Raw genomic sequence first — 18,097 nt, 5'->3', positions numbered from 1 at the left:
GGAATAGAAAATGGCTAGACGTACTGTCTATTGCGGACGCGTGTCCGATGAGTATTTGGATCAAAAAGTAACATTAAAAGGGTGGGTGCAAAAACGCCGTGATTTGGGTGGGTTGATTTTTATTGACCTACGCGATCGTGAAGGTGTTGTACAAGTGGTCTTCAATCCTGAAGAATCAAAAACTGCTTGGGAAGTTGCGGACCAATGCCGCAGCGAATTTGTTGTTGAAATTACGGGGACGGTCATCCGCCGGGATGCTGGTGCTGTCAATAAAAAAATGACGACCGGTGATTTTGAAGTCAAAGGTGAAGACATCACGATTTTAAATAGTGCAAAAACACCGCCGTTTTCAATTGAAGATGAGCAAAACATCAGTGATGAAGTTCGTTTGAAATATCGTTATATGGACTTGCGTCGTCCAAAGATGACTCAAAACTTGATGATGCGTCACCGTTTAACCCAATCGGTTCGTCGCTTCTTAGACAACAATGATTTCTTAGATATTGAAACGCCTTATTTAGCAAAATCGACACCAGAAGGCGCGCGGGATTATTTGGTTCCTTCACGAGTACACGCGGGGCATTTCTATGCGTTGCCACAATCACCACAAATTTTGAAACAATTGTTGATGACTGCGGGATTTGATCGTTACTATCAAATCGTCCGTTGTTTCCGTGACGAAGATTTACGGGGCGATCGTCAACCGGAATTTACCCAAATCGATATTGAAACGAGCTTCTTAACAGCTGAGGAAATTCAAGAATATACTGAGCAAATGATTGCACAAGTCATGAAGGATGTTCGAGGAATCGATGTAACGTTGCCATTCCCACGAATCACTTGGGATGATGCGATGGAACGTTATGGTTCGGACAAACCGGATACACGCTTTGAGATGGAATTGATCGATATTACTGAGATCGCAGCAGCGACCGATTTCAAAGTCTTCCGTATGGCTTCAGATAACGGTGGTGTGGTTAAAGCACTGAACGCTAAAGGCGCGGCTGATAAATATTCACGGAAGGAATTGGATCGTTTAGGTCAATTCGTAGGTCAATTTGGTGCGAAGGGCTTGGCTTGGATCAAAGTTGATGAAAATGGTGAATTAACTGGACCCATCGCTAAATTTATGGGCGGCGTCAGTGATGAATTGAAAAAAGCTACGAATGCGGAAGCTGGCGATGTTTTGATGTTTGCAGCTGACCAATTCTTAACAGCTGTGACCGCATTAGGTGCGGTTCGTTCGAAGGTCGGCAAAGAGCTGGGCTTAATTGATGAAGATCGTTTTGATTATTTATGGGTCGTTGATTGGCCACAATTTGAATTTGATCAAGAGTTAGGCCGTTATGTCTCTGCTCACCATCCATTCACAATGCCGATGGAAAAAGATATTCCTAACTTGCAAGATCATCCTGAAAAAGTTTACGCGCAAGCGTATGATATCGTCTTGAATGGTTACGAATTGGGCGGCGGCTCACTCCGGATCAACACGCGTGAATTGCAAGAACAAGTTTTTGAAACATTAGGCTTCACACGAGAAAGCGCCAACGAGCAATTTGGCTTCTTATTAGAAGCTTTAGACTATGGTTTCCCTCCAATCGGCGGAATCGCTTTAGGACTGGATCGTTTTGCGATGCTACTAGCCGGGGAAGATAATATTCGTGAAGTGATTGCCTTTCCTAAAAATGGGAAAGCTGCTGACCCAATGTCAGATGCTCCAAGCACGGTATCACCATTACAACTTTATGAGTTGAGTATTGATGTGACCAAGGTAGAAGAATAAGAAAATACTAAGAGAAGCACCTACCTCCATGGTAGGTGCTTTCTTTTTTTCATGAAAATACGTATAATGTGAATGAAATTTTGAAATGAGGCGGACATATTATGTTGAAAAAAAAGATAGAAGAGTGGCCCCATCACGACTACGCTACTCGCTTATCTGTTGCAGTTGTTTATGCATTTCTAGCGGCGATTGCCGTAAACTTTTTTTACCAACCAGGACACATTTATTCTAGCGGAGCTACCGGATTTGCCCAAATCCTCACGACGCTTTCTCATCGGGTCATCGGTTTTACCGTACCTGTATCCATCACGCTGTTTTTGATTAATGTGCCACTATTTTTCTTGGCATGGTTTAAGATTGGTCATAAGTTTACGATTTTTACTTTCATCACCGTGTTCTTGACATCATTTTTTATTCATATTATTCCAGAGACGACATTGACCTCTGATCCGATTATTTGTGCGATTTTCGGCGGTGCGATCATGGGTGTTGGGATTGGGTTTGCCTTGAAGAATGGATTGTCTTCTGGAGGCTTGGATATCTTGAGTATCACAATCCGTAAGCGGACAGGCCGTTCGGTCGGTTCGATTTCGATTATCTTTAATGTGCTGATCATGCTGATGGCAGGGATTCTATTTAGTTGGCAATATATGTTCTATTCAGCATTAGCGATTTTCATGAGCGGTAAATTAACAGACGCACTTTATACGAAGCAAAGAAAAATGCAAGTTATGATCGTGACAAAATGTCCTGAGCGAGTGATCAACGGCATTCAAGATCATATGCGTCGGGGGATTACCATCATCAATGAAGCCGAGGGAGCGTATAAACATGACAAGCAAACGGTCTTGTTCACCGTGGTAACACGTTTTGAGTTACCACTATTAGAATCAATCATGCGGGAAAATGATCCAGCTGCTTTTGTTAGTATTTCGGAGAACGTACGGATCATGGGTCGCTTTTATGAAGAATCAATGGACTAAAGTTGGGATAAATTTCCCAACTTTTTTGCTAGTCCAACTTTTCCCAATGACTCAACGGGTGAGGTAAATAAAATTTTTGTCTATTGACAAGACCAAACGGTTTAGTTAGTAGGCGGATGAAAAAAATAATTTTATCAAAAAATAGAGTTTAGTCCTTGGAATACGCCATTCTCATCAAATTTTAGCAAAATAAAAATCAAAAATGTTTAGAAAATACTTTTTTTATTGAGAAAATGTTGCAGTTTACAAAATTTATCCGTATAGTTAATTTGATATTCTATAGTAAAGTTGGAAAATAAAATATGGGAAAAAGACTGAAGCATAGTCGCTACATTACTGGATTTGACGGCATTCGTTCGTTAGCAGTAATCGGCGTCATTTTATATCATTTAATGCCTACTCAAATGCATGGCGGTTATCTAGGAGTCCCGATTTTTTTCGTGGTCTCTGGTTATTTGATTACTGATTTATTATTGCAGGAATGGAAACAGAATGGTCGGATCGATATCAAACAGTTTTATTATCGACGATTGAAACGTTTGTATCCCGCGTTAGTTGCGATGTTGATTGGATCTTCAGCATACATAACACTATTTCAGCGTAACCTGCTAAATAATTTACGGGGAAATGTCATCAGCAGTTTATTTTATGTAAATAACTGGTGGCAGATCAACCATGGTATGTCCTATTTTGATCGTTTTGCCAGTGAATCGCCATTTACGCATATTTGGTCGTTAGCGGTAGAAACGCAAAATTATCTTATCTGGCCAATCGTTTTTGTGTTATTGATGAAGTTTGTTAAAAACAGAGGGAAAATATTTCTCGGGATTGTTGGAGCCGCCTTTATATCGGCGATTCTAATGGCGATTTTATATGTTCCGGGACAAGATCCGACTCGTGTGTATTACGGTACCGACACACGACTGTTTTCGATTTTATTAGGGGGTGCACTAGCCTACGTTTGGCCAAGCAACCGCCTGAAAGAACAGATTCCTCCTCAAGCCAAACGCATTTTGAATGGTATTGGTTTGGGATCATTGCTCCTTTTGTTACTAGCCTTTTTGTTTTTACGAGATGACTTAACCTTTGTTTATTACGGGGGAATGTTTTTAGTCAGCCTTTTGAGCGTTTTATTAGTCGCAGTCACTGCTCATCCAGGGGCTAGTTTGAATCGCTGGTTAACAAATCCAGTGTTTACCTGGCTAGGTAAGCGAAGCTATGGTATTTATTTGTACCAATTTCCAGTTATGATCTTTTACGAAGCGAAAATCAATGTGGCCAATCACGCGGTACTTCATACGATTATGGAAATCATTTTGATCTTGTTAGTTACGGAGTTGTCTTATCGTTATGTTGAAAAACCACTGCGTGTCTTTAATTATCGCGAGACCTTCGACACACTAAAAGCCAGCGTTAGTGCTCCGCTAAAAAGCCGCAGAAAAATTGGCTTGATTTTTTCTGGCATAGTTACTCTAGTCGCAGTCATTGGTATGATCCTTGCCCCGACGAATGAAGTAGACGCTAATCAGCAAGCGCTGCAAAAACAGATTGAACAAAATAAGCAAGCCGCGAATAAAACAGAGGTAAATACGGAGTCAAGTGATTCCAGTGGTACGGAACAGTCGCAAGAAACAACGGACAGTTCTGAGAAGCCGGTAAGTTTAGCAGATAAATACGATTTAAGTAATCGTGAAATGACTAAGGCTAAAAATCTAAAAGTTACCGCCTTTGGTGATTCTGTTTTGTTGGCCGGTTCTAAAGGATTGACAGAAATCTTCCCTAATATGGTTGTTGATGGTGAAGTGGGTCGTCAATTAAAAGATAGTCCGCCATTATTACAGGCATTGAAGGACAAGGGTGAGTTAAACGATACGATTCTGTTAAGTCTTGGAACTAATGGGGCCTTCAGTCCAGACGATTTCACTCAAATCATGAATGTCCTTGGTTCAAAACATCAAGTTTTTGTCATTAACACGCATGTACCAACCCGCCGTTGGCAAAATGATGTGAATGCAAACTTGGCAGCCGCGGCAAAAGATTATAAGAATGTTCATTTAATTGATTGGTATGATTTTAGTAAAGATCATCTAGATTGGTTTTATGATGATCAAGTCCATCCTAATGAGGTTGGCTCGATCCATTATTGTCACTTGATTACCAAGGAAATGTTAAAGGGCGTCTAATTAAAAAAAACGTTTTGTGAGGGATCACAAAACGTTTTTTGCTTGATTATCAATTAAGTACTGTTCCTTTTTTCTGCGGGGAAGCTTTTTAAAAGCAGCTTCAGCTTTCGTTGCTTGACTACGTGTTTCAAAGCGCTCTGCATGGATCATCTGAACTGGTCTGCGGCTTTGCGGATGGGTATATTTTGCACCAGTACCAGCGTTATGCTCGGCTAATCGGCGTGTTAAATCGGTCGTATAGCCGCCATAAAAGCTGTGATCATTACAAAGTAACACGTAAAAGAATTGATCAGTCGCCATAAAGCATCTCTTGTAAAGCCGCAGAGTAGCTGCCGGATTCATCATAAGTATATAATGGAGGAAGAAAACGTAAGCCTTCGTTCTTGCCGTCTTTGATCCCTTCAATCAATAGCGTGTTCGCTTCTTTGCCGGGTTTTGGATAAACAAATTGGATTCGCTTAGGGGCAATCCGATTTGCTCGCAAACAATCCACAATTTCGAGGAAGCGATCGGGCCGATGGACCATCGCAAAGCGACCGTTCATTTTTAACAGTTTTGCTGAGACGCTGACCACGTCGTTTAAGGTTGCGTGAATCTCATGGCGAGCAATCGCTAAATGAGGATTGGGATTTTTTTTGCTAGTTGGCAGTTCCTTAAAATAAGGTGGATTGCAGACCACAAGATCGGTTGAGTCCGCTTTAAAATAAGTAAAAGTATTTTTTAAATCCAGCTCATGCATCGTCAGCTGATCTTCTAAATGATTTAATTGAATACTGCGAGCCCCCATGTCAGCTAAGCGCGGCTGCAATTCAATTTGATCGATCTGGGCAGCTGTTTTACGACTGATAAAAAGACCAATCGCACCGTTGCCGGCACAGAGATCAATAATTTTGCCATGTTTTGGTATCCGAGCGAAATTTGCCAGCAGCACCGCATCAATCGAAAAAGAAAAAACATTCGCACTCTGGATAATTTGAATGTCCTCGGCGTAAAGTTGATCGATTCGTTCGCCTTTTTTTAACAATTTCGTTTGCCCCCTTAAAAAAATCATACCGTTGTATTATACTACGTTTAGTTAGTTAACTGAAAGGAAGAAAACATGTTTTTTAAATTTATCCGTGTCATTGTACGCGCCCTCTTAGCAGTAATTAATGGGAATGCTCAGTATCAAAATCGAGAAAATTTGCCCGAGGGAAATTATATTTTGGTTGCACCTCACCGCACTTGGTGGGATCCGGTTTATTTGGCTTTAGGTGCTTCACCTAAGCAGTTCAGCTTTCTGGCCAAGGCTGAATTATTTAAAAATCCCATTTTACGTTTCATATTAGTTCATTTAAATGCTTTTCCAGTGGATCGCGACAAGCCTGGCCCCAGTGTCGTTAAGCGTCCGGTTAAGATGCTGAAGGACTCTGATAAAAGTTTGATCATGTTCCCAAGTGGTACGCGTCATTCGACGGAGTTGAAAGGCGGCATGGCATTGATTTCACGTTTATCAAAGAAACCAATCGTCCCAGCAGTCTATCAAGGGCCAATGAAATTCTCGCAACTATTCAAACGGACTCCGGTGATTATTCGTTTTGGTGATCCGATCGATATTTCGGATATCAAAAAGATGGACAAAGATGGATTAGCTGAAGTAGAGCAACGTGTCCAGGGCGCGTTTGATCAATTGGACCATGAGATTGATCCGAATTTTAAATACATTGCTAAGTAAAGAGGCTATGACAAAAGTGGTCAGCTTCAAGAAATAAGAAGGAATTCTCGAAAAGTGCTTCTCAAATTTTTGCGGAATTTCGGCTTGTTTCCGAATAAGCTACTTTTGGAATACTATTTATTCAGAACAAGGAGATGTGACAAGATTTTTGTCACATCTCCTTTTCTTTTAGGCAGATTCAAAAAAAGACGGTAAACAGCAAACAATTTTTCAGCGAGACCAAGAATTATTCCAGAGCAAGTTCTTATAGTCGGACCATCACTGGCTGTGGAGAAAAATTTGCCAAATCATGGTATACTTTTGGGAAGGACTTAATTAGGAAAAGGGTGGATCAATGAAAGTTTTACATACGGCTGATTGGCATCTAGGCAAAAAATTGCATGGCTACGATTTACTGCCGGATCAGGCCTATATTCTTGATCAGATATTAAAGATTGCCAAGGCGGAAGCGGTGGATGCGATTATAATTGCGGGGGATCTGTATGATCGGTCAGTTCCTTCTGAGGACAGTGTGCGGTTATTAAATCAAACACTTACTAATTGGAACTTGAAAGAAAAGTTGCCCCTATTAGCAATTTCCGGCAACCATGACAGTGCGACGCGGTTAGCGACCGGAACTCCCTGGTTCAATCAAGCCAATTTTTATTTGCATACTCGTTTAGCTGAAGCTTTTACACCGATTGATATGGGGGACACAGAGTTTTACTTATTGCCCTATTTTGAACCGGTGGATGCACGAATCTACTTTGAAGACCCTGAGCTACGCACAATTAAGGATGCTATGCCTAAGGTAATCCAAAAAATAGAAGATTGTTTTAGTCCTAATAAAAAACATATCTTAGTAAGCCATTTTTTTGTGGCAGGTAGCAGTAAGACGGATTCGGAGACAAAAATAGAAGTCGGGGGACTAGATGGGATTAACGGGGCATTACTGGAAAACTTTGACTATGTCGCCTTAGGACATCTTCATGGAAAAGACGCTCTTAAGTTGCCGAATGCCCGCTATAGCGGCTCGCCGTTAAAATATTCTTTGTCGGAAAAGGACCAGCCAAAAGGTGTTTGGATCGTGGATACGGCCACCAATGATTTTTCTTTTCAGACACTTACACCGCTACACGAAGTTTGCGAGCTGCAGGCCAGTTTTGCAGAATTGTTGCAGCCGGAATTCTATACAAATTTTAAGCGAGACGATTATTTATCGTTTTTATTAGAAGATCGGTCAGTGATCCCTAACTTGATGAATCAGCTACGTCAAGTTTATCCGCGAATCATTCAGGTAGAACGAGCGAATGGCTTTGAGACGTCGATTGAAAGCCAATTAAAAAAAGCCAACATTAAGGAAAAATCACCGATTGACCTATCTGAAGAATTTTTTACGGCTGTCTCACAAAATGAATTGACCCCACAACAAAGAAAGTGGATTGAAGCGGGGATGCATGAGATGCTAAAAAAAGGAGGCGAAAGCTGATGCTTCCTAAAAAAATCATAATGGAAAATTTTGGTCCTTTCTTACATGAAGAGGTGGACTTTGAAGCAATGTCAGAAGCTCCTTTGTTTTTGATCAGTGGGAAAACCGGTGCGGGCAAAACAACGATTTTTGATGCGATTACCTTCGCTTTGTACGGGGATGCGTCGGGTGGGATTCGCTCCTCTAATGAAATCCGCTCCTCCTTTGCCGAACCAACGGAAGAAACCCGCGTTCAGTTTTTGTTTGAACATCAGGGCCGCAATTATTTGATCGAACGTTGGCCCAAACAAACTTTGGCTAAGAAAAATGGCAAAGGCGAAACGACCAAAAATCAAAAAGTTCAATTGAGTATTTTCAATGATGAGGGTCAAGAAGCAGAAGCTTATACTAAAGTAGATGCTGTTAACGAAGTGATTTACCAAATTCTGCACTTACAAAAAGACCAATTTCGTCAGATTGTGATGTTGCCGCAAGGGGAATTCCGGACCTTTTTAAATGCGAATAGCACCGAAAAAGAAGCCGTTTTACGCAGTTTATTTGGAACTAGTATTTATCGTAATTTTACAGATAGCCTGAAAGTTCAAAAAACGGAGCTTGAAAAGTCGGTAAGTGAGTTGACGACGCGGATCGATCAATTATTTCAGCAGATTATTGCCGAAAAGGGAGCGACTTATGAAGAATCTCTTCGTTTTGCGCAAGCTTATTTAGAAGCAGAAGAACAAACACTGCAAAAGCGTCAGACAGAGCTTATTCAGCTGCAAATGAAGCAAAAAGAACAGCAGCAGGAATTGCAAAAAGCACAAGAGCTGACTGAGAATTTCAGTCAAGCGCAGGAAACTGAAGAGCAACTTCAAAAATTAGAAGCTCGCTTACCCGAACAGACTGAAAAGCAGCGGCAGTTGCGTCAGGCAAAAGAAATGGAAAAGTTGCGACCGACTTATGAACGGAGCCAAGAGTTAGCAGAACTGCAAGCGCGACAGCAACATGAAGCGGCGGAGTATCAGAAGCGTTCGGTAGAATTAACGCAGCAAATCACGGAATGTCAGCAACAGGCGACAGAATACGAACAGCAGCATTCTAAGTGGCAAGAACAAGAGCAAATTTTACAGAAATTAACAGCACTCCTGCCCTTAGTGGAACAAAAAGCCCAGCTTTTGAGGCAAAAAGAGTTGTTGATGAAAAAGCAAGATGAGTATGAGGCAACCTCAACTCTGCTTCAGCAACAAGCTGAAAAGCTTGAGGGCGAGCGTAAAGTTTTAGCAACAAAACAAAGTGCTGAAAAAAAATGGCAAGATCGACGGTATGAAGAATTACAGTTCCAACAAAACATCGACCAACTACAAATGCTGGCCCAACAGATCTTTGAGCAACAAGAAGAAGAGGAAGATCAGCAGATCAAACTAGCACAATTCGTGGAAACGGCTAGCCGGACTAGCAATCAGTTAACTAGTGAAACCGCTGAATATAAAAAATTGAAAAGTAAATGGGCGGCCGCGGAAATTGCCCGTTTAAGTAGAGACTTGCTTCCCGGAGAGCCTTGCCCGGTCTGCGGGTCAAAAGAACATCCAAACCCTGCACAGCACAGTGAGTTGGCAGGTGATGATTTGGTCCAGCTGCAAATGGCATTGGAAGGTCAAGAAGCACGGATCAAACAATTGGAATTGATTCGCGAGCAGGTACAAGCGCGTTACGAAATTGCGATGAAAACATTCGATCAATTACAGGAGGATCGTCTGAGTGGGCAAAAAACTTTTGTGCAGCGCGTGGATGCTTGCCAGCTTGAGCTGAAAAATTATTATCAAGCGGAGGTCAGCTCAGAGCTTTCTGAGCTCGCTGAATTTTTGATCGCGCGAAAAATAGAGACGACGACGGCTCTAGCAGAGATAGCTGAAGTGAAGCAGAAACTGCAAGCAGTGACGACTGAACTAGAAAAACAGCAAAAGAATAAAGCTGAGGTTGAGAACGGCTTGAATACGGTTAATAGTGAGCTGCAAACCTTGCTAGGCCGGTTAACAAGCGTGGAGGAACAAACAGCTGAGTGGCAATTACCTGAATTAACATTGCGAATTAATGAATTAAACCAAGGGTTAGCGGATTTCAAAAAACAGTTGCAAGCCCATCAAGTCTGGACGAAAGAACTTGAACAGCAGCAAATTCGACTGCAAGAAAATCAAAAACTTTTGGCAAAACAACAGCAGGAGACCGCGGAACAATTGCAGCATTATCAAGCCATGTTGGCAAAACAATTAGCCGAAGCAGGACTGACCATTGAAGAATTAACCGCGCCAGCGCTTAATCTTGTTCAGTTAGAAAAAGCGCTGGCGGAGTTTGACCAACAGCTAGTAGTTTTGAAAGATCGCCAAAAAAGATTACGGGTGCTTATTAACGGACAAACACCCCCAGAAATGGAACGTTTACAGGATTTAGTAAATGCTAGCGAAAGCGCTGTGATGGAAGCGCAGCAGCATTATTATGCCCAAGAAAATCAACTGCAGCAACAGCGAAAACTGGTGGAGGCAATTTCAGCCTTGCAGGAACAAAGCAAAGGGCAGTTAGCTGAATTAAGCCAGCTGATCCAACTCTATCAAACGATGAACGGTGATAACCCGCAAAAAATCAGTTTAGAGCGCTATGTTCTACAGTGGTATTTAGCCGAAGTACTGCAAAGTGCCAATCAGCAGTTGCATCAGCTGACAAAAGGTCGGTATCGCTTTGAATTGAAACAAGAAGTCGGACGTTCCAAAGGAAATACGGGCTTAGAAATCAATGTCTATGACGACAATGCCGGTGCCACCCGCAGTTCTCATACTTTGTCTGGGGGCGAAAGTTTTATCGCAGCGTTGTCATTAGCTTTAGGACTGGCGGAAGTCATTCAAAATCAGGCCGGTGGAGTAACGATCGAAGCATTGTTTATCGATGAAGGTTTCGGATCGTTGGACGAAGAAGCGCTAGAAATGGCGATGGAGGCTCTAGCCGGAATTGAAAGTGCGGGACGTATGATTGGTATTATTAGTCACGTACGGGAGTTGAAAGAACGAATTCCGCAACAAATTATTGTGGAGACTAGCGGAACGGGGCGCAGTAGCATTCGTTACCAGCTAGAAGGATGGAGTGAAAGGTAAATGAGATGGAGTATTCCAGAAAAAGTGATTGAGCGCGGCAGAACCTATTTAAAAGAAGGACGGGTCTTGTCGGTTGAGGCAGATCCAGCACGCCGCGTTTGGCACGGTGAAGTATTAGGCAGTGAACTTTATCTGGTTGACTTAGATGGCAGCGGAAAAGAAAATGATATTTGTGCTTGTCCTTATTGGGAAGAGCATGGGTATTGCAAGCATACGGTAGCGGTAGAATTATATTTACGAGAAAAAGGTTTGTCTCGAGTCATTAAACCAGAGACTGTTTTACCGAAAAAAATGGAGAGCGGTGTATCGTTCGCTGATTTGTTGAACCAAGGCTTTGCGCGTTTGGAAAAAGAAGCAGAACCTTTGCAGTCTTTATTTGTCGAATTTGTGGTCGAGGCACTTCCGACCAATCCGTATCACCCTGAATTGGACGTGCTGGCTGTCTCCTTGCGAATCGGCAGTAATGTAAATAAACGCAGTTATATCGTGAAGAATCTCTATGATTTTCTTCATGCTTATCAAACGGATTCCGCTTATACGGTCAATAAACAGTACAAGTTTCAAATCGAAGCCGGTGCTTTTGATCCGAAATGTCGAGATCTGATTGAAGATTTAGTCGGTGTCAGCGAGACCTATCAATTATTGGGTAAAACGGGATTGCAAGTAAAAGGCAAATTAGATAAGCGCTATTTATTACTGCCAGTTCATCGTTTCCAAGAGTTGTTAACAGCGATGGAAAAGACGGGAAATTTGAGTATCAAATTAGGTGAAAAGACCTATACTGAAGTTCATGAGGGACAAGAATTGCCCTTGCTGTTTACTTTAGAAAAACGTGGGGAGAATGATTTTGGTTTAACGATCGATGATGATTTTACTAGCTATTATAGTAATTATTTCGTAGGTTTTGTTGAAAATTCCTACTATTTGATGACACAGGAACAGCAGGATACGTATATTACGTTGAAGCAGCTGATGAAACGATTGAAAGAGCCGGTGATCGGCTATGAACAACGCCAGCTTTCCCAACTATTCACGGATGTATTTCCCTATTTGCGAAAAATTGGTCGAGTGATTGTGATGGATGATGTGGCCGAACTTATGAAAGAGGAACCATTACGAGCGGTGGTCATTTTCCGTAAGATTAAAGGGATGATTAAAGCTGAAGCCGAGTTTCATTACGGGAATGCCTATTTCTCTACGAATGAAGCCCATCAGCCAAAACTGCCCAATAATGTTGAAATCTTACGGGATCGAAAAAAAGAGCAGCAAATTTTAGCGCTTTTTGATGCTTATCGTTATCAAAAAATCGACACTGGCTTTGAAAAAAAATTACCAGTGAAGGATAATCTCTATTACTTCTTTAAAGTAGAGGTAGAAGAATTTAGAAAATATGCTGAAGTTCGGATGGGGAAAAAACTTCGTCAACTATTTTTAGATGGGGAAGAGTTCCAACCAACGATTGAAGTTGATCAGGAAGGCTCTTGGCTGGACATCAAATTCGATGTTACTGGAATCGATGATAATGAGATTGATCAAGTTTTAAATAGCCTATTGCGCAAAGACCGCTTTTACACTTTAGATAATGGCGAAGTCTTGTCCTTTGACTCAGAGGCATTTCAGCAAACGAGTGAGATGATTGGCCAATTACGTGAAAAGATCAATGCCAAAGATGGCTTGATTCGTTTGCCGAAGAGCCAAGGCTTGATGCTGGAGCAACGCTTGAAGGATAATCCACAAGCACAGTTCAGTGAAAGTTTTACTGCGATGGTGCATGATTTGACTCATCCAGAAGACTATCAAGTAGACTTGCCAGACAATTTGCAAGCGACCTTACGACCTTATCAAGAAGCCGGTTTCCGCTGGTTGAAAATGCTAAGTGACTATGGTTTCGGCGGGATTTTAGCCGACGAGATGGGGCTTGGGAAAACAATCCAAGTCATTACGTTCTTATTGGCGGAAAGAAAACAACAGCCGATCAAGGCGTTGATTGTGACCCCGGCCAGCCTGATTTATAACTGGCAGGCAGAGATCAAGAAATTTGCGCCCTCACTGAGCTCAATCGTTATCTCTGGCAGTCGCAGTGAGCGGGAGCAATTACTAGCGGAAGCGGATGAAATTGTGATTACTTCTTATGCCAGTCTGCGTCAGGATATCGAGTTACATGAAAAAATGGGTTATCAGTATTTGATACTAGATGAGGCGCAAATGGTGAAAAATGCCTCAACGAAAACATCCAGTGCATTGCGCAATTTAGCTATTCCCCATCGTTTTGCCTTAAGCGGGACACCGATTGAGAATAATTTAGAGGAACTTTGGTCGTTGTTTCAAACGGTTATGCCGGGCTTTTTCCCAAGCATTGGGCGCTTTCGCCAAATGGCGGTCTCTGAGATCGCTAAGATGATCCAACCATTTGTTTTACGGCGAGATAAAAAGACCGTCTTACAAGAATTGCCAGAACGGATTGAATCCAATGTGTTGAGCAGTTTAACAGAAGAACAGAAGACTGTTTATCTAGCTTATTTAAAACGGATGCGTCAAGAAGTTGATCAAATGGATTCAGCGACATTCCGTAAACAACGGGTTAGCATTCTCGCGGGATTAACGCGCTTACGGCAAATCTGTGATGATCCTCGACTCTTTATTGAAGGTTATGATGGCGGCTCAGGTAAGTTGGAACAAGTGAAGGATCTGATCCAAGCGGCAAAAGAAAATGGCAGACGGGTTCTTCTGTTCTCGCAATTTACTAGTATGCTTTCAATTATTGAAAAGGAATTTGCTGATCAAGGAATTTCTAGCTTTTATCTTCGGGGCAGCACCAAAGTTTCAGAGCGGTTAAAAATGGTCGATGCTTTCAATGCAGGTGAAAAAGATGTCTTTTTGATTTCCTTAAAAGCTGGTGGGACTGGCTTGAACCTAACGGGTGCTGATACGGTCATCTTGTATGACTTATGGTGGAATCCAGCTGTGGAAGAACAAGCAGCCGGTCGAGCGCATCGAATCGGTCAGAAGAAAGTCGTTGAAGTTTGGCGAATGATTGCAGAAGGTACCATTGAAGAACGGATGAATCAACTACAGCATGAAAAACGGGAGCTGTTCCAAAAAGTTATCCAAGGTAACGAGGAACAAACGAATAAACTTACTGAAGAGGATATTCGTATGATTTTAAGCTTAGGTGAATAGAGCCGGATAAGAAGAGGTTCTATTTCAAGAAATATTTCTGGATTCTCGTTTATTTTATAAATAAAGGGCTGGGACAACTGAATGTCTCAGCCCTTATTGTGTAACTCAAAGGGAAGAACGAGTAAGTGTTTTAGCGAGTTCTTCAAAGCTTTTGATTTCCTTTTCGAAGGCAATGTGTTCTGCTGGGAGATCACGGTCTTGGTGATTAAACCACCAGACAGACCAACCGGCGGCTTTAGCACCGACCACATCGTTGTCGTAACTATCACCGATATACAGTAGCGATTCAGCAGGAAGCTTCAAGTGCTGCTCCATTAATTGAAAGATTGCTGGATCGGGTTTTTGAATCTCTACACCGTCAGAAATCAAAATATTTTCAGGAGTAAACCAACGAGTGAGCTGTAAAGCATTGAGTTTATCTGTTTGCCGTTTTACTGGTCCATTAGTGATAATTCCCAATGAGAGCGGCTGTTGCTTGAGAAAAGTCAATGCAGCAATTATTTCATCAGGCAAGCTTATGGTTTTTAAAGCTTGATCATAAGCGGTTTGAAAAGCCATCAATTCAGTATCTGATGGCGCAAAAGAAAAATCTGCAAGAGCTTGCCGAATTCGTTCGTAACGCATTTTTTCTAGACTCCACTCACCAGTGATTGATTTCATATAATGAAGATCACTATAATGGCGAAACCGAATAAATAGTGGGTTCATTTTATCAGCTGGAAAGTTTGGAAATAAACGGGTGATCGCTTCGGCAAAGGGAGACTGTTGTTGGTATAAGGTATCATCCAAATCAAATACAATTCCTTGAAACATGAGTACACTCCTATTCCTAAAAATATTGGTGGATCATTGTAGCAGCAGGCCTGAATCTTTTACAGCTACTTGAATGGTTTCATTATAGCAAAAAAGAAAATTTTTTTCCGGTTGAGCAATAAAGCTGCTTATGTAGATAAAATCTGTTATGTTATATTTCTAACAAAACGGTGAAAAAAACACCGGTAATCGCCAATCAAAAATATTCCCGCGGAAAAAAATAATGATTGGAAAGTTAGAAGTTCGTGTAAAAACAAGGTCTACCAATTTTCCTAAACTCCATGTTTTTTTTATCTTTTTTTGCATTTATGTAAGCTGTATCTATTATTATAAGGGATATAAAGGATAAAATTTGGTACAGAAAAATGACTAGAGAACTGATATAAAATAACTATAAAATAATAACGTGTGTGCTTTATTATTTTAACTAAAATAAAATAATTTAAAAAAAGACTTGTTGTATCGAGTTTTATCCATACTAGTTTATTCTTTTTTAAAGAAAAAATTTAAATATTTGTAAAATAAAAAAATTCTTTTTTTGAATTAAATATGCTAGATTGTAAAAAAATCAATTATAATGATACAGATATCTGTGTTGTTATACAGAACAATCAAATGAGAGCTGCACCATTGTTTTCTCATCTTAACAAGTCTTGAGTGGCATGATAGCTTTTAATCCGTTAGTAAATATTAAATAACGTTAATATTTATAAAAAAAAGCAAACTGACTCTTTTTTTTGTTACCTTTTTTTTGTATAATAGAAACAGATAGTAGGAGACAAGTAATACCTGTTACAAAATTTGAGAGTCAAGAAAAGGAGTGATATGCATGTTAACACTATATACTTCCCCTAGTTGTACATCATGTCGGAAAGCACGTGCTTGGCTACAGGAACATGAGATTCCTTATGTTGAACGAAATATCTTTTCTGAGCCATTGAACATCGATGAGTTGAAAGCTATTTTACAAATGACTGAAGATGGAACTGAAGAAATCATTTCGACACGCTCGAAGGTTTTCCAGAAGTTGAACATGGATTTAGATGAGTTGTCACTGAAAGAATTATTGGATTTAGTTAAAGAAAATCCTGGATTGTTGCGTCGTCCGATTATGATCGATGAAAAACGTTTGCAAGTTGGCTTTAATGAAGATGAAATTCGTCGTTTCTTACCACGTGATGTTCGCCAATATGAATTACGACAAGCCCAATTAATGGCTGGATTATAGAGTGAATGCCTCGCATGCGCGAGGCATTTTTAAATAGGGTCAAACGATCGATAAGTTCGTCGTTTGACCCTATTTTTTTTTATAGTATCCCTAGTGAGAGCAGTTCTTGTTTTAAGTCAGTGTAGTTCTTTCTAAAATGAAAGCCTTTCATCCCAGTTTCTTCAGCTGCTAAAATATTGGCGGCAGTATCATCGATGAAGTAACATTCTGCTGGATTTAACCGGAAATGGCTGTAGAAGGCTTGAAAGATCTGGTGGTCTGGTTTGGCTAATTTCCAGTCTGAAGAGATAAAGAAGCCATCAAAAGCGTGATAGCTAGGAACTTTTTCTTCAAATAGATAATAATCTTGTGGCGCATTTGAAAGTAGGTAGATATCCAGTCCATTATCTTTTAATTGTTGCGGAAGTTCAGCCATTTGAGGTAAGGAATGCAGTCCCTCATACCAAGTGCTTAATAATTCCTCTGCCATATCATGAAGTTCTTTTGGCAAACGAGCTGCAACAGTCTGCAAAAATTCTTCTTTAGTTATCGTACCTTTGTCAAAGCGTAGCCAATCCACGGAACCGAAAATTTCTGTCATCAGTAACTTTTGTTGGGATTTATCGCTCGTTTTTTCACGGACAAAGCGTGCCGGATCAAAATCAACCAAAACATTTCCTAAATCAAAGACAATATTTTTTATCATTTGAAACCCTCCTAGATGGTATACCTTAGTCTAACAACGAATTGAGGAATAGTCATCTTTTTAACGGAATGAAGATAGGTTAGATAAGGCCCTTTGGTTTTTAATGGGATTATGGGTAAGTTACTGTAAGGAGTCCTTTGTTTATAGGAATTTAATAAAATTCGTCGGCTTTCTTTACTTTTAAACGGAATCAGTTACAATGAACATATAATCTATCTTTAAAGTGAGGTGTGCCAAAATGGAGATGGAACACATCAATGAGAATACAATCCGAGTCATTATTGAAAATGAGGATTTGGCTGAACGTGGGATTACCTTTTTAGATTTACTGGGGAACCACCGTGAGATCGAAACCTTTTTTTACAGTATTTTAGAAGAAGTCGATGTTGAAGATGAATTCAAGAGTAGTGAAGCGGTCACTTTCCAAGTTTTGCCAAAGAATGACGGATTAGAACTATTTATTAGCAAAAATCTGACACCTGAAGATATCAATAAAATGAATAATTCAACCGAATTTGAAACGGATGATTTTGATCAATTGATTCGCCAACAAATTTTAGCTAATTCTGAGAGTCTTGAAGAGGATGAAAAAAGCAATCGTTTACGAATTTTTCAATTAAGCAGCTTTGAGAATATGATTGAACTAGCCAATTATCATTTTTTAGATGATGCTTGGTGTGATTTATATCTATTGAATGAGACGTATTATGTACAAGTTTATTTTGATCCTGAGATTTTCGGTGAGTTTGGAGTAGCAGATGTTGTAGCAGAAATTCTGGAATATACTCAAAACACTTCAGTTTCGACTGAGATGTTAGAGGAATATGGAAAACTAATCATGCAACGTGATGCGATTTCAATTACGCGGGCTCACTTTAACTAAATAGTAAGCAGACCATTGTTCTTTGGAACAATGGTTTTTTTTTGCGCTATTTTTA

At 40.5% G+C, this 18,097-nt stretch carries 13 protein-coding genes; 9 read left to right on the top strand and 4 right to left on the bottom strand.

Annotation, left to right across the window (positions count from 1 at the left end; all coding sequences use genetic code 11):
- The first annotated feature begins 10 nt into the window (after positions 1-10).
- The 3 genes from aspS (at position 11) to EP1_RS08260 (ending at position 4,949) form a co-directional block, all read left to right on the top strand.
- Entirely contained in the window at positions 11-1,783 is a 1,773-nt protein-coding gene (aspS, locus tag EP1_RS08270; protein ID WP_067626323.1) for an aspartate--tRNA ligase, read from the top strand.
- 104 nt (positions 1,784-1,887) lie between these two features.
- On the top strand, positions 1,888-2,766 hold the full coding sequence (locus EP1_RS08265) for a YitT family protein (protein ID WP_067626420.1): 879 nt from the start codon (positions 1,888-1,890) through the stop codon (positions 2,764-2,766).
- Positions 2,767-3,068: 302 nt separating this feature from the next.
- On the top strand, positions 3,069-4,949 hold the full coding sequence (locus tag EP1_RS08260; RefSeq protein ID WP_067626321.1) for an acyltransferase family protein: 1,881 nt from the start codon (positions 3,069-3,071) through the stop codon (positions 4,947-4,949).
- Between the two features lie 24 nt (positions 4,950-4,973).
- On the opposite strand, the gene EP1_RS08255 is transcribed toward EP1_RS08260, so the two are convergent.
- Positions 4,974-5,249 carry a GIY-YIG nuclease family protein gene (locus EP1_RS08255; RefSeq protein ID WP_067626318.1) on the bottom strand — a complete coding sequence of 92 codons (276 nt, stop codon included), beginning with the start codon at positions 5,247-5,249 and terminating at the stop codon, positions 4,974-4,976.
- On the bottom strand, positions 5,239-5,973 hold the full coding sequence (locus EP1_RS08250) for a tRNA1(Val) (adenine(37)-N6)-methyltransferase (protein ID WP_067626316.1): 735 nt from the start codon (positions 5,971-5,973) through the stop codon (positions 5,239-5,241). The genes EP1_RS08255 and EP1_RS08250 overlap by 11 nt, the downstream gene beginning before the upstream one ends.
- Positions 5,974-6,048: 75 nt before the next feature.
- On the opposite strand from EP1_RS08250, the gene EP1_RS08245 reads away from it, so the two are divergent.
- From EP1_RS08245 to EP1_RS08230, 4 genes are all read left to right on the top strand, one after another.
- Positions 6,049-6,663: a lysophospholipid acyltransferase family protein gene (locus tag EP1_RS08245; RefSeq protein ID WP_067626314.1), complete on the top strand. Its 615-nt coding sequence runs from the start codon at positions 6,049-6,051 to the stop codon at positions 6,661-6,663.
- A 334-nt stretch (positions 6,664-6,997) separates the two neighbouring features.
- Positions 6,998-8,131: an exonuclease SbcCD subunit D gene (locus tag EP1_RS08240; RefSeq protein WP_067626311.1), complete on the top strand. Its 1,134-nt coding sequence runs from the start codon at positions 6,998-7,000 to the stop codon at positions 8,129-8,131.
- Positions 8,131-11,253, top strand: a complete 3,123-nt coding sequence (locus tag EP1_RS08235; RefSeq protein WP_067626309.1) for an AAA family ATPase — start codon at positions 8,131-8,133, stop codon at positions 11,251-11,253. The genes EP1_RS08240 and EP1_RS08235 overlap by 1 nt, the downstream gene beginning before the upstream one ends.
- On the top strand, positions 11,254-14,433 hold the full coding sequence (locus EP1_RS08230) for a DEAD/DEAH box helicase (RefSeq protein ID WP_067626307.1): 3,180 nt from the start codon (positions 11,254-11,256) through the stop codon (positions 14,431-14,433).
- Between the two features lie 105 nt (positions 14,434-14,538).
- On the opposite strand, the gene EP1_RS08225 is transcribed toward EP1_RS08230, so the two are convergent.
- A complete protein-coding gene (locus EP1_RS08225) occupies positions 14,539-15,246 on the bottom strand; it encodes an HAD family hydrolase (RefSeq protein ID WP_067626304.1) in 708 nt (235 codons plus the stop codon).
- An 829-nt stretch (positions 15,247-16,075) separates the two neighbouring features.
- On the opposite strand from EP1_RS08225, the gene spxA reads away from it, so the two are divergent.
- Positions 16,076-16,474, top strand: coding sequence for a transcriptional regulator SpxA (gene spxA / locus EP1_RS08220; RefSeq protein WP_010739854.1), 399 nt, complete (start codon positions 16,076-16,078; stop codon positions 16,472-16,474).
- Positions 16,475-16,553: 79 nt separating this feature from the next.
- Here the strand turns inward: spxA and EP1_RS08215 are convergent, their stop codons facing one another.
- Entirely contained in the window at positions 16,554-17,159 is a 606-nt protein-coding gene (locus EP1_RS08215) for an HAD family hydrolase (protein WP_067626302.1), read from the bottom strand.
- Positions 17,160-17,397: 238 nt separating this feature from the next.
- Here EP1_RS08215 and EP1_RS08210 point away from each other — a divergent pair, with 238 nt between their 5' ends.
- Positions 17,398-18,042, top strand: coding sequence for an adaptor protein MecA (locus tag EP1_RS08210; RefSeq protein ID WP_067626299.1), 645 nt, complete (start codon positions 17,398-17,400; stop codon positions 18,040-18,042).
- The last annotated feature ends 55 nt before the right edge of the window (positions 18,043-18,097 follow it).

The organism is Enterococcus pseudoavium NBRC 100491 (genome assembly GCF_001544295.1).
GTDB classification, from domain to species: domain Bacteria; phylum Bacillota; class Bacilli; order Lactobacillales; family Enterococcaceae; genus Enterococcus_A; species Enterococcus_A pseudoavium.
Note: the sequence above shows the minus strand (reverse complement) of the source record. Positions and strands in the feature narration are given on the sequence as shown.

Coding starts and splice junctions, on each gene's coding strand:
- EP1_RS08235 (WP_067626309.1), top strand. CDS start 8,131: ATGCTTCCTAAAAAAATCATAATGGAAAATTTTGGTCCTTTCTTACAT.
- EP1_RS08230 (WP_067626307.1), top strand. CDS start 11,254: ATGAGATGGAGTATTCCAGAAAAAGTGATTGAGCGCGGCAGAACCTAT.
- EP1_RS08240 (WP_067626311.1), top strand. CDS start 6,998: ATGAAAGTTTTACATACGGCTGATTGGCATCTAGGCAAAAAATTGCAT.
- EP1_RS08245 (WP_067626314.1), top strand. CDS start 6,049: ATGTTTTTTAAATTTATCCGTGTCATTGTACGCGCCCTCTTAGCAGTA.
- spxA (WP_010739854.1), top strand. CDS start 16,076: ATGTTAACACTATATACTTCCCCTAGTTGTACATCATGTCGGAAAGCA.
- EP1_RS08225 (WP_067626304.1), bottom strand. CDS start 15,246: ATGTTTCAAGGAATTGTATTTGATTTGGATGATACCTTATACCAACAA.
- aspS (WP_067626323.1), top strand. CDS start 11: ATGGCTAGACGTACTGTCTATTGCGGACGCGTGTCCGATGAGTATTTG.
- EP1_RS08255 (WP_067626318.1), bottom strand. CDS start 5,249: ATGGCGACTGATCAATTCTTTTACGTGTTACTTTGTAATGATCACAGC.
- EP1_RS08260 (WP_067626321.1), top strand. CDS start 3,069: ATGGGAAAAAGACTGAAGCATAGTCGCTACATTACTGGATTTGACGGC.
- EP1_RS08210 (WP_067626299.1), top strand. CDS start 17,398: ATGGAGATGGAACACATCAATGAGAATACAATCCGAGTCATTATTGAA.
- EP1_RS08215 (WP_067626302.1), bottom strand. CDS start 17,159: ATGATAAAAAATATTGTCTTTGATTTAGGAAATGTTTTGGTTGATTTT.